This is a genomic window from Rathayibacter sp. AY1F8 (assembly GCF_002932165.1).
Taxonomy (GTDB): Bacteria; Actinomycetota; Actinomycetes; order Actinomycetales; family Microbacteriaceae; genus Rathayibacter.
The window spans coordinates 19,897-31,648 of record NZ_PSVB01000011.1 but is presented as its reverse complement, the minus strand read 5'-3'; the positions used below and the strand labels follow the sequence as shown (position 1 = coordinate 31,648).

Genomic DNA, 11,752 nt, shown 5'->3' with positions numbered 1-11,752 from the left:
GGCTCCGCGAGGAGGGCCGACACGCGTCGCCGGGTCTCGCCGCTGAGCCGCATCGGAGCGCTCGCGGTCACTACACTCGTCCTGGCCGCCGCTCAGGGCGGCCCGCCGACGCTGCCGCGCCGGTGGCGACGGGAAGGCGGTTCGCGTGCACGCGATCGGGATCGACATCGGCGGCACGAAGATCGCCGGAGCCCTGGTCGACGAGTTCGGGGGGATCCTCCGCGAGGACCGTCGGCCCACTCCTGCCGGGCACCCCGAGCTGATCGTCGACGTCGTGGTCGAGATGGTCGAGCATCTGCGCTCCGGCCTGCTCCCGGGAGACGTCTCCGCGGTCGGAGTCGCCGCCGCCGGCTTCATCGACGCCTCGCAGTCGATCGTCTACTACGCCCCGAACATCAACTGGCGCAACGAGCCCTTCCGCGAGAAGCTCTCGGCCCGCATCGACCTGCCGATCATCATCGAGAACGATGCGAACGCCGCCGGCTGGGCCGAGTTCCGCTACGGCTCGGGCCGCCTCGTCAGCGACATGCTGATGCTCACCATCGGCACCGGAGTGGGTGGCGCGATCGTCATCAACGACCGGCTCCTGCGCGGCGGCTTCGGCGCCGCGGCCGAGATCGGGCACATGCGCGTCGTCCCCGGAGGCCTGCCCTGCGGCTGCGGCGCCCGCGGCTGCATCGAGCAGTACGGCTCGGGCCGCGCGCTCCAGCGCTTCGCCGGCGAGCTGGCCGACGCGGGCGGGATCGGCCAGGGCATCGCCGACGCCCGCGCCCGCAACGGCGGCGAGCTGAACGGCCACCTCATCTCCGAGCTGATCACCGCTGGCGACCTCGGCGCCCTCGCGGCGCTGCGACAGCTCGGCCACTGGCTGGGCGAGGCGGCGGCCAGCCTGAGCGCCGTCCTCGACCCGCAGATGTTCGTCATCGGCGGCGGAGTGGCGCAGGCGGGCGACCTCCTGCTGGACCCCATCCGCCAGGCCTACCTCGACAACCTCCCCGCCCGGGGCTACCACCCCGAGCCCGAGTTCCGCATCGCGGAGCTCGTCAATGACGCCGGAGTCGTGGGGGCCGCCGACCTGGCGCGCCTGCACGCGAGCTCCCTCTAGCGGCACCCGCCGCACCCGATCCGCCGCACCGCCGAGGAGCCCGATGTTCTACTGGTTCATGAAGCACATCGTCGCGGGCCCGCTCCTGAAGACGATCTTCCGGCCGTGGGTGGTCGGCGCCGACAAGGTGCCGCAGAACGGCGGCGTGATCCTCGCGAGCAACCACCTCTCCTTCATCGACTCCGTGATCCTCCCGCTGGTGATCGAGCGGAACATGGTCTTCCTCGCCAAGAGCGACTACTTCACCGGCAAGGGCCTCAAGGGCTGGGCGACGCGGACGTTCTTCACCGCCACGGGGATGCTGCCCATCGACCGCTCCGGTGGCAAGGCGTCGGAGGCCTCGCTCAACACGGGCCTCCGCGTCCTCGCGGGCGGCCACGCCCTGGGCATCTATCCCGAGGGCACGCGCAGCCCCGACGGCCGCATGTACCGCGGCCGCACCGGTGTCGCACGCATGGTCCTCGAGGCCCGCGTGCCCGTCATCCCGGTCGCCATGATCGACACCGCGCGCATCATGCCCATCGGCAAGCGCCTGCCGAAGCTGGGCCGCATCGGCATCGTCTTCGGGGAGCCGCTCGACTTCAGCCGCTTCGAGGGCATGGAGGGCGACCGGTTCATCCTCCGCTCGATCACCGACGAGATCATGTACGAGCTCCTCGCCCTGAGCGGCCAGGAGTACCTCGACGTCTACGCGACCTCGGTCAAGGAGAAGCGCGCGGCCCTCACCCGCTGAGCGCCCGCTCGACGCCGGGGGCCCCTCCCGGCCGAGCGCCCTGCCAGGCTATAAGCTCGTCAACCGCTGCCGTCCGTCCGGACGGCGGCCCTCCGCGCGCCGCTGGCGCCCGTCAGAACCGGGAACACCCTCGTGGTCATCGATCCGAACGAACCGTACGTCCTCGCCGCCCCCTCCGTGGTCGCCGGCCTGGACTATTGGCGCGAGCTCGAGATCAAGCAGCAGCCGCAGTGGCCCGATGCGGAGGCCGTGCGAGCGGCGTCCGCCGAGGTGGCCGCGCTCCCTCCGCTGGTGTTCGCCGGCGAGGTGGACCAGCTGCGCGAGCGTCTCGGAGCCGCGGCCCGCGGCGAGGCGTTCCTCCTGCAGGGCGGCGACTGCGCCGAGACCTTCGCCGGAGCGACCGCCGAGCAGATCCGCAACCGCGTCAAGACCGTGCTGCAGATGGCCGTCGTCCTGACCTACGGCGCGAGCATGCCCGTCATCAAGATGGGCCGGATGGCCGGCCAGTTCGCGAAGCCGCGCTCGAGCGACCTCGAGACCCGCGGCGACGTGACCCTGCCCGCCTACCGCGGCGACATCGTCAACGGCTACGACTTCACCCCGGAGTCGCGCGCCGCGGACCCGCGCCGCATCGTGCAGGGCTACCACACCGCCGCCTCGACGCTGAACCTCATCCGCGCCTTCACGCAGGGCGGATTCGCCGACCTGCGCCTCGTCCACTACTGGAACAAGGGCTTCACCGAGAACCCGCAGAACCAGCGCTACGAGCAGCTGGCCCGCGAGATCGACCGCGCGGTAAAGTTCATGGTGGCGTGCGGGGCCGACTTCGAGGGCATGAAGCGCACCGAGTTCTACACCGGCCACGAGGGCCTGCTGATGGACTACGAGCGCCCCATGACGCGCATCGACTCGCGGACCGGCACGCCGTACAACACCTCCAGCCACTTCATCTGGATCGGCGAGCGCACCCGCGAGCTCGACGGTGCGCACGTCGACTTCCTGTCGCGGGTGCGCAACCCGATCGGCGTGAAGCTCGGCCCGTCGACCACGCCCGAGACGATGCTCGAGCTGATCGACAAGCTCGACCCCGAGCGGGAGCCCGGTCGCCTCACCTTCATCACCCGCATGGGTGCCGGGAGGATCCGCGACGCCCTCCCGCCGCTGCTCGAGGCCGTCAAGCGGAGCGACGCCCTGCCGCTGTGGGTGACCGATCCGATGCACGGCAACGGGCTGACGACGCCGACCGGCTACAAGACCCGTCGCTTCGACGACGTGGTCGACGAGGTCAAGGGCTTCTTCGAGGCGCACCGCGCCGCGGGGACGCACCCCGGCGGCATCCACGTCGAGCTCACGGGCGACGACGTCACCGAGTGCCTCGGCGGCTCGGAGCACATCGACGAGGCGACGCTCGCCACCCGGTACGAGTCGGTCTGCGACCCGCGCCTCAACCACATGCAGTCGCTCGAGCTCGCGTTCCTCGTGGCGGAGGAGCTCCGGGGCCGCGCGATCTGATCCGACCCCGACCGCCGGTCGAGTCCTCGTTGAGGGGCTCGACCGGCGGCGTCAGGTCGTGATGGTGATCGACAGCTGGATCGTCGTGCCGCGCTGCACGAGATCGCCGGCCTTGTTGGACTGGTTCGTGACCTTGGTCAGCTCGTTCGGCGCCGCGTCGATCAGCGGGCCGAGCGTCGTCAGGGAGTAGCTCCACGACAGGTCCGCCGCCTCGAGGGCCGCCTTCGCCTCGTCGCGGTTCATCCCCACGACGTTCGGCACGGCGACGGGCTCGGGCCCCTTCGACACGATGACCGAGACGGTGTCGCCGGTCACGGCGGGCGCCTCCGGGTTCGCCTGCGTGAGGACGACGCCCGCGGCCACGGTGTCGCTCCAGTCCTCGCCGCTGCGGTCGAGGGCGAGACCGGCCGCCTCCGCCTTCGCCGTCGCGTCGTCGATCGAGAGGCCGACGACGTTCGGGATCGGTCCGAGGCTCACCACCATCGCGATGGTGCTGGTCTCGGACATCGTCTCGGGCAGCGCCGATCCGTCCGGCAGCGAGGCGGAGACGACCACACCGGCGTCGACGTCGGCGTCGAAGATCTTCGAGACGTCGCCGACGGTGAAGGAGCCTCCCGTCACCGCGGCGGCAGCGTCGGCCTCCGAGAGGCCGGCGAGAGACGGGACCGGCAGCTGGCGCGGCCCGCTCGAGACGGTCAGCGTGATGACGGAGCCCTTGTGCACCCCCTGCCCGCCGGGCGGATCGGAGCTCACCACCGTCCCCGCGGGCACGGTGAGGTCGGGCGTCTCCTGCGGCTGCACCTCGAAGCCCTGCGCCTGCAGCTGGGCCGTCGCGTCCTGCTGCGACTGGCTGACGACGTCCGGGATCGACACGATCGCGCCGGGTCCCTCGCCGAACCACCAGGCCGTCCCGCCGCCGATGAGCGCCAGGAGGAGCACGACCACCGTGAGCAGGACGCCGCGACGCCGTCGGACGCGGCGCCTGCTCGCGAGCCGGGCGACGGTGTCGTCGTCCTCGTCGACCACGAGTACCGCTCCGGGCGCCGGCGCCGGGTCGAAGACCGAGGTCTGCCCGGGCTCCGCCGGATCGAAGACGGCCGTCGCGGGCGCCGGATCGGCGACCGGCGCCGGGAGCGGGGTGACCGCCTGCGTGTCGCCGCGGCGGTCGCTCGGTGTGATGCCCATGAGCCGCTCGGCCTCGAGCAGCTGCGCGAGCATGACACCGGCGTCGCGGGGCCGCATGTCCGGGTCGCGCTCGGTCGCCCAGAGGACGAGCTCGTCGAGCGAGGTGGGGACGGAGGCGACCGTCGCGCTGGGGTACGGGACGGAGTCGTTCGCGTGCTGGTACGCGATCTGCATCGGCTGCTCGCCCGTGAAGGGCTGCTCTCCGGTGAGCATCTCGTAGATCATGATCCCGATGGCGTAGATGTCGCTGCGGGTGTCGGCGGTGCCCCGCGTGACCAGCTCGGGGGAGAGGTAGGCGATCGTGCCGAGGAGGGCCTGACCGGAGGCGGTGTTGGCGGAGGCGGCGCGCGCGAGGCCGAAGTCGCCGATCTTGATCCGGCCGTCGTCGGCGAGGAGCACGTTCTCGGGCTTGAGGTCGCGGTGGAGGATCCCGGCGCGGTGCGCGGCGGCGAGACCCGAGAGCACGGAGTGCATGATGTCGACGACCTGCTGGGCGGTCAGCCGGCCGCGCTCCTTGAGCAGGTCGCGCAGGGTGATCCCGGGGAGGTACTCCATCACCAGGTAGGCCATGTCCGAGTCCTGGCCCTGGTCGAAGACGCTGACCACGTTCGGGTGGGCGAGACGGGCGGCGGAGCGTGCCTCCTGGACGAAGCGGCTCTTGAACGTCGCGTCGTCGGAGAGGTGGCCGTGCATGACCTTCATCGCTACGCGGCGCTCGAGGCGCTGATCGTGCGCGAGGTAGACCGTCGCCATGCCGCCGCGGGCGATCCTCGAGCGCACCTCGTACCGGCCGTCGACGAGACGGCCGAGGAGAGGGTCGAGCTGGCTGGTGGTCACGCGACGAGTCTAGGCAAGACCCCCGGGGGAACCGGTGAGCGACGCCCGGGCGGCGCAGGACGGGCCCGACTCCTTCTCCGGGGCGCCCGCAGTTGGCGGCCCTCCGGGCTCGTGGCAGTCTTGACGCGTGACCGACTCGTCCGCTTCCCCCGCCACCTCGACCGATTCCGAGCTCGAGTGGCTGACCGTCCCCGACCTCGTGGAGCTGACCGGGCTCGGCGCCGGCCGGGTCCGCCGCCTCCTCGAGGAGCGCCACCTGCTCGGCACCCGCCGCGACGGCGTGCTGAAGGTCCCCGCCCTCTTCCTCCGCGACGGGGAGCCGATGAGCGAGATCCGCGGCACCGCGATCCTGCTCGCCGACTCCGGCTTCACCGACGACGAGGCGGTCGACTGGATGCTGACGGTCGAGGAGAGCCTGGGCACGAGCCCGATCGTCGCCCTCCGCGCCGGCCGCAAGGCCGAGGTCCGGCGGGTCGCCCAGGCCCTGGCCTGATCCCGCCCGTCCGCTCCTAGGAGGTGCGGACCGTGACCTGGGCGGCCAGCTCGCGCAGCTCCGCCACGCCCTCCGTGCGGAGCGGCGCGTCGGGGAGGACCGCGACCGCCGCGGCCACCTCCTGGTCGATGCGCTCCTCGAGCCGCTCGAGGGCGCCGCTGCCCGCGATGATCTCCTGCGCCCGCGCGATGGACGCCGCGTCGGCGTCGTTCCGGCCCACGACCGCGTCGAGCTCGGCCCGCTCGCCCGGCGAGCACGCGCCGCGGGCGAGGCCGAGCAGCACGGTGCGCTTGCCCTCCCGCAGATCGTCGCCGGCCGGCTTGCCCGTCACTGCCGGGTCGCCGAAGACTCCGAGGACGTCGTCGCGCAGCTGGAAGGCGATCCCGACCGGGAGCCCGAAGCGGCGCAGGGCGTCCAGCTGAGCGTCGTCGCCGCCGGCGAGGGAGCCGCCGATCACCAGCGGCGCCTCGATGCTGTACTTCGCGCTCTTGTAGACCACCACCCGCTCCGCCCGCTGCAGGTGCTCGTGCTCGGGGTGCTGCACCCACGCGCTCTCCTCGAGGATGTCGAGGTACTGGCCCAGCGTGACCTCGGTGCGCATCAGGTTGAACTCGGCGCGCGCGCGCTCGGCCGCGACTCGATCCCCGAGCGACCACTCCGCCGCGGCGAAGATCTCGTCCGACCAGACCAGGAGGAGGTCGCCGAGGAGGATCGCGGAGGAGCGGCCGAACTCGTCGCGGTCGCCGGTCCAGCCGCCGTCGGCGTGGAAGGAGGAGAAGCGCCGGTGCGCCGCGGGAGCGCCGCGGCGGGTGTCGGAGTTGTCGATCACGTCGTCGTGGACGAGAGCGGCGGCGTGGAACAGCTCCAGGCCGGCGCCCACCCTCGCGATCGGATCGGAGCCGCTCGGATGGGCCTCGCTCGAGGTGCTCGACACGGCGTTCCAGCCCGCCTCGCAGAAGCGCGCGCGGAACCGCTTGCCCCCGCTGAGAAAGTCCCGCGAAAGGTCGCCGAGGGCGGAGACGTCCTCTCCTATGGAGCGCAGAATTGGCGTGCGCCCGGTGAGGAATTCATCGATTCGGAGCTGGACGCGATCGACCAGTCGAGAGCTGTGGTTCACCCGACCAGCCTATGCACCGAAGGTGCCTGGTGCCTGCGTCGGGCTCGGTCTACACTGAAGCGCCGCCCGACCGGTCGAGCCCAGACGCCGCCTATTCCGGTGCCGATCCCCGAAAGGGTCGACGCCGCACCCTGAAGGGGTCACGATGCCGCTTTCGGAACACGAGCAACGGCTCCTCGATGAGATGGAGCGGAACCTCTACCAGAACGACGCCGATTTCGTGGCGGCGGTCGGCAAGGGACGCGGCGGCACCAACTACCGGGCCCTCGTGCTCGGCATCCTCCTCGGCATCCTCGGTCTCGCCGTGCTCGTAGCGGGAGTGGTCGTGCGCCAGCCCCTCGTCGGCATCCTCGGGTTCGCCTTCATGCTCGGCGGCGTGATCGTGGCCATGCGCCCGGCCGCCGGCGGCTCCTCCGAGCCCGGCCTGCCCGACGTCGGCCGTCCGTCGAAGCCCCGCTCGGGCAACCGCCAGGGGTCCGGCTTCATGGACCGTCTGAACGACAGGTGGGACAACCGCGGAGACGGGCGCGGCTAGCCTCCCCTCCGCTCCACCACAGGGTCGATCCTCACGGATCGGCCCTTTTTTCGTGCCCGCGGCCTCCCTCCCGCGGCATTCCCCCTCCACTTCGCCCCACTGTCGAGATTCCGCGGAAACACGCGGATGACCGGGGCCTCTCCGGCGCGCCCCGCGCTGCGCCGGGGTTGTGAGTGGGGGGAAGTGGAGTACTGTGGAGGACACACCATCCTTGGCCGGAAGAAGTGGGGGGCAGTCCGTGTTCCTCGGCACCTATTCCCCCAAGCTCGACGAGAAGGGCCGCGTGATCCTCCCCGCCAAGTTCCGCGACGAGCTCTCCTCCGGAGTCGTCGTCACGCGCGGCCAGGAGCGGTGCCTGTACGTGTTCAGCCAGGCCGAGTTCGAGGTGATGCACGAGAAGATCCGGCAGGCGCCGGTGACCAGCAAGCAGGCGCGGGACTTCCTCCGGGTGTTCCTCTCGGGCGCGAGCGCCGAGACGCCGGACAAGCAGAACCGCGTGACCCTTCCGGCTCCGCTGCGCTCCTACGCCGGCCTCGACCGCGACCTCACCGTCATCGGAGCGGGCAACCGCGCCGAGATCTGGGCGCAGGGCGCCTGGGAGACCTACCTGCAGGAGCAGGAGTCCGTGTTCTCCGACACCCAGGAGGAGGTGATCCCCGGCCTGTTCTAGGTCCTGTCGCGCGACTCCCAGCCACTCGGCGCCCGGACGCACCTTCCCCGGTGTCCGGACGCGAGGTGGATGGGGATCGGACGACAGGAACGGGAACGGCGGGACCGCCATGGCAGAGAACACTCCGAAGGACGCTCCGCGCCCGACCGAGGAGCGGCACCTCCCGGTGCTGCTCGAGCGCTGCGTCGAGCTCCTCGCTCCGGCGCTGGAGCGCGACGGGGCGGTCGTCGTCGACGCGACGCTCGGCATGGGCGGGCACTCGCTCGCGCTGCTCGAGCGCTTCCCCGGCCTGCACCTCGTGGGCCTGGACCGCGACCCCGAGGCGCTGCAGCTCGCGGGGGAGCGGCTCTCCGCCCACGCCTCCCGGATCGACCTCGTGCACGCCGTCTACGACGAGCTGCCCGACGTGCTCGACGAGCTGGGCATCGACACGATCGACGGTGCGCTCTTCGACCTCGGCGTCTCCTCGCTCCAGCTCGACGAGACCGAGCGCGGCTTCTCCTACTCCAAGGACGCGCCGCTGGACATGCGGATGGACTCGACCGCCCCGCTCACGGCGGCGAGCATCCTCGCCGACTACGACGAGACCGCCCTGCGCCGCATCTTCCACGAGTACGGCGAGGAGCGCCTCGCCGCGCGCTACGCCAAGAAGATCGTGGAGGCCCGCCGCGAGGCTCCGCTGGAGCGCTCCGGCCGTCTCGTCGAGATCATCCAGGCGGCGACCCCGGTCGCGATCCAGCGGAACGGCCACCCCGCCAAGCGCGTCTTCCAGGCGCTGCGGATCGAGGTCAACCAGGAGCTGTCCGTCCTCGAGCGGGCGATCCCCGCCGCCCTGGGCCGGATCAACGAGGGCGGGCGGATCGTCGTCGAGGCGTACCAGTCGCTCGAGGACCGGATCGTCAAGCGCGCGCTCCAGGCCGCGTCCTCCTCCACCGCCCCGGCCGGCCTCCCGATGGAGCTGCCGGAGCACCGACCCGAGTTCCGACTCGTCATCCGCGGAGCCGAGCTCGCCTCCGACGACGAGAAGGCCCGCAACCCCCGAGCGACACCCGTGCGTCTGCGCGCGGCCGAGAGGATCAGGAGCACCGCATGAGCGCCACCGCCGTCATCGACCCCGCCGTCATCGACACCGCCCGCCGAGCACGCCCCGAGGAGGAGGCGCCCCGCCCCCGCATCGAGGCCGTCCCGGCCGGTCAGGCGCAGTCGCGCCCGAAGCTCGTCTACGGGATCGTCGCCGTCGCCGGCCTTTTCGCGATCATCGTCGTCCAGCTCCTGGTGAGCGTCGGCCTCTCGCAGGGGGCCTACCAGATCTCGGCACTGCAGACCGAGCAGAAGTCGCTCACCCGCAGCAACGCGGAGAAGCAGGACGCCGTCGACACGCTGAGCTCGCCGCAGAACCTCGCCACCGCCGCACAGGGCCTGGGCATGGTCGCCAACACCGCGCCGGTCTACCTCCGCCTCTCGGACGGCGCCGTGCTGGGCGACCCCTCCTCCGCCGCGTCGAGCGAAGTCGCGGGCACCGCCTCCGCGCCGCTCGTGCCCAACGCCCTCGTCCCGGCTCTCCAGCCCGGCGCGAGCGCGTCCTCCCCGGCTGTCGACGGTGCGGCCGTACCGTTGCAGGGCGAGCTGCCCGCGCCCATCACGCACTGACGCACGGCGTCGCGGTCCGCCTCCGTGCGGGCACCCGCCCCGCGGGGCGCACGACGACCATCCGGACCCGACGAACGGCGGCCCGCCCGCCCGGAGCAAGAAGGACACCGCCGCAGTGAGACACCACCGCTCGAGCAGACGCCGCACGGCCGTCACGTTCGTCATCATCGTCGCCGTCGTCGGACTCTTCATCGGCAAGCTGGTGGACATCCAGATCGTGCGGGCGAACGAGCTCACCGATGCGGCCGCCCAGAACCAGTCGAACAGCGTCGTCACCTACGGTCAGCGCGGCCCCATCGTGGACCGCTCCGGGACGGTGCTCGCGGACACCACCACGCGCTACCGGCTGACCACCTCGCCGAAGAACGTGGCCGAGTTCCCGCGCGAGCTGGGCGAGGACCAGAAGGTCATGGTCAGCGTGCAGCAGGCCGCCTCCGAGATCGGCGCGATCACCGGGCAGTCGGTCGAGCAGATCACCGGAGCGGTGGACGCCGCGCTCGCGAAGGACGCCAAGGCCAACTACCTGATCCTCTCGGAGGGGCTCGACCTCGAGGCCTACCAGAAGCTCGTCGCGCTCGACATCCCGTGGACCTACTTCGAGACCCAGCAGGGACGCAGCTACCCCAACGGCGCGGTGGCCGGCAACCTCGTCGGCTACGTCGGGGCGGACGGAGCGGCCCAGGAGGGCATGGAGTACGCGGAGAACACCTGCCTCGCGGGGCAGAACGGGTCCGAGAGCTACGAGCGCAGCGCCGACTACGTCCGGATCCCGGGCAGCACCGTCTCGGAGACCCCGGCCGTCGACGGCGGGACGCTGAAGCTCACCATCGACTCCGACCTCCAGTACTACTCCCAGCAGGTCCTCTCGCAGCGCGTCGCCGAGGTCGGCGGCAGCTACGGGATCGTCGTGGTGCAGGAGGTCAAGACCGGCAAGCTGCTCGCCGTGGCCGAGACGCCGACCGTCGACCCCAACAACGTCGAGGCGAGCGCCTCCGCCGACCGCAGCTCGCGCGCGTTCCGCGCGCCGTTCGAGCCGGGCTCGACCTTCAAGCCGATGACGGCCGCGATGCTGATCGACCAGGGCCAGGCGGGCCCGACGACCCAGGTCGTCGTCCCGGACTCCTTCGAGAAGGACGGCGCCTCGTTCAGCGACGACTTCGCGCACACCCCGACGAACTACACGCTGACCGGCATCCTCAAGGACTCGTCGAACGTCGGCATCTCGATGCTCGGCTCCCGCCTGTCGGCCCAGACCCGCTACGACTACCTGCAGAAGTTCGGTCTCGGCACGCCCACTACGAGCGGCTTCCCCGGCGAGGAGGGCGGCCTGCTCGCCGACTACCAGGACTGGGACAACCAGACGAACTACACGACGATGTTCGGCCAGGGCGTCTCGGCGACCGCGGTGCAGGTCGCGAGCATCTACCAGACGCTCGGCAACGGCGGAGTGCGGCTCCCGTCGCAGCTGATCGACGGCTGCACCACGGCCGACGGCTCCGTCGTGGACGTCCCCGATGCGACGGGCACCCAGGTGGTGTCGAGCTCGGCCGCGAAGCAGGTCGTCGACATGCTGCAGACGCACTACAACGAGGGCTGGCTGGCGAACGACATCCACGTCGACGGCTACAACATCGCCACCAAGACCGGTACCGCGCAGCAGCCCGACGGCAAGGGCGGCTACTCGAAGAGCTACACCGTCTCGCTCGCCGGGCTCGCGCCGGCGGAGGACCCGGAGTACGTCGTGACGGTCACCATCGCCGATCCGGTTAAGATGAACACGTCCCAGGCGACGGCTCCCGTCTTCCAGCAGGTCATGACCCAGGTGCTCAAGACCAACCGGGTGGAGCCGTCCACGGTGCCGCCCGTCGAGTACCCGACGACGTGGTGAGCCCCGCCGGGACCACGATCCACGCAC

The 11,752-nt window shown here is 71.5% G+C and carries 11 protein-coding genes; 9 read left to right on the top strand and 2 right to left on the bottom strand.

Translation table 11 applies throughout. From position 1 onward, the window contains the following. Positions 1-145: 145 nt before the first annotated feature. The 3 genes from C5C35_RS09775 to C5C35_RS09765 all read left to right on the top strand — a co-directional run bounded on the left by C5C35_RS09775 (position 146) and on the right by C5C35_RS09765 (position 3,350). Positions 146-1,105, top strand: coding sequence for an ROK family glucokinase (locus tag C5C35_RS09775; RefSeq protein ID WP_104222580.1), 960 nt, complete (start codon positions 146-148; stop codon positions 1,103-1,105). 43 nt (positions 1,106-1,148) lie between these two features. Continuing rightward, positions 1,149-1,838 carry a 1-acyl-sn-glycerol-3-phosphate acyltransferase gene (locus tag C5C35_RS09770; RefSeq protein ID WP_104222581.1) on the top strand — a complete coding sequence of 230 codons (690 nt, stop codon included), beginning with the start codon at positions 1,149-1,151 and terminating at the stop codon, positions 1,836-1,838. Between the two features lie 177 nt (positions 1,839-2,015). Then, the gene (locus tag C5C35_RS09765; RefSeq protein ID WP_104222617.1) at positions 2,016-3,350 is read left to right on the top strand and encodes a class II 3-deoxy-7-phosphoheptulonate synthase; all 1,335 of its coding nucleotides are present in this window, start codon (positions 2,016-2,018) and stop codon (positions 3,348-3,350) included. Between the two features lie 51 nt (positions 3,351-3,401). On the opposite strand, the gene pknB is transcribed toward C5C35_RS09765, so the two are convergent. Next, on the bottom strand, positions 3,402-5,372 hold the full coding sequence (gene pknB, locus C5C35_RS09760) for a Stk1 family PASTA domain-containing Ser/Thr kinase (RefSeq protein WP_104257315.1): 1,971 nt from the start codon (positions 5,370-5,372) through the stop codon (positions 3,402-3,404). Positions 5,373-5,499: 127 nt separating this feature from the next. On the opposite strand from pknB, the gene C5C35_RS09755 reads away from it, so the two are divergent. Next, positions 5,500-5,865 (top strand): Rv2175c family DNA-binding protein, encoded by a 366-nt coding sequence (locus C5C35_RS09755; RefSeq protein WP_104222583.1) that lies wholly within the window; start codon positions 5,500-5,502, stop codon positions 5,863-5,865. 16 nt (positions 5,866-5,881) lie between these two features. Here C5C35_RS09755 and C5C35_RS09750 read toward each other — a convergent pair whose 3' ends face one another. Beyond that, a complete protein-coding gene (locus tag C5C35_RS09750) occupies positions 5,882-6,982 on the bottom strand; it encodes a polyprenyl synthetase family protein (RefSeq protein WP_104257316.1) in 1,101 nt (366 codons plus the stop codon). A 145-nt stretch (positions 6,983-7,127) separates the two neighbouring features. On the opposite strand from C5C35_RS09750, the gene C5C35_RS09745 reads away from it, so the two are divergent. From C5C35_RS09745 to C5C35_RS09725, 5 genes are all read left to right on the top strand, one after another. After that, complete coding sequence (locus tag C5C35_RS09745) at positions 7,128-7,517, top strand: DUF3040 domain-containing protein (RefSeq protein ID WP_104233350.1); 390 nt, start codon at positions 7,128-7,130, stop codon at positions 7,515-7,517. A gap of 238 nt (positions 7,518-7,755) precedes the next feature. Further along, a complete protein-coding gene (gene mraZ, locus C5C35_RS09740; protein WP_104257317.1) occupies positions 7,756-8,187 on the top strand; it encodes a division/cell wall cluster transcriptional repressor MraZ in 432 nt (143 codons plus the stop codon). A 109-nt stretch (positions 8,188-8,296) separates the two neighbouring features. Then, complete coding sequence (gene rsmH / locus C5C35_RS09735) at positions 8,297-9,280, top strand: 16S rRNA (cytosine(1402)-N(4))-methyltransferase RsmH (RefSeq protein WP_104255491.1); 984 nt, start codon at positions 8,297-8,299, stop codon at positions 9,278-9,280. Further along, on the top strand, positions 9,277-9,837 hold the full coding sequence (locus tag C5C35_RS09730; protein ID WP_104222588.1) for a hypothetical protein: 561 nt from the start codon (positions 9,277-9,279) through the stop codon (positions 9,835-9,837). Before rsmH ends, C5C35_RS09730 begins: the two co-directional genes overlap by 4 nt. Positions 9,838-9,952: 115 nt before the next feature. Beyond that, positions 9,953-11,725 carry a penicillin-binding protein 2 gene (locus C5C35_RS09725; RefSeq protein WP_244229623.1) on the top strand — a complete coding sequence of 591 codons (1,773 nt, stop codon included), beginning with the start codon at positions 9,953-9,955 and terminating at the stop codon, positions 11,723-11,725. Positions 11,726-11,752: the final 27 nt, after the last annotated feature.

What these genes read in the sequence shown, in the direction of transcription:
- C5C35_RS09770 (WP_104222581.1), top strand. Translation starts at nt 1,149, where the DNA reads ATGTTCTACTGGTTCATGAAGCACATCGTCGCGGGCCCGCTCCTGAAG.
- rsmH (WP_104255491.1), top strand. Translation starts at nt 8,297, where the DNA reads ATGGCAGAGAACACTCCGAAGGACGCTCCGCGCCCGACCGAGGAGCGG.
- C5C35_RS09730 (WP_104222588.1), top strand. Translation starts at nt 9,277, where the DNA reads ATGAGCGCCACCGCCGTCATCGACCCCGCCGTCATCGACACCGCCCGC.
- C5C35_RS09745 (WP_104233350.1), top strand. Translation starts at nt 7,128, where the DNA reads ATGCCGCTTTCGGAACACGAGCAACGGCTCCTCGATGAGATGGAGCGG.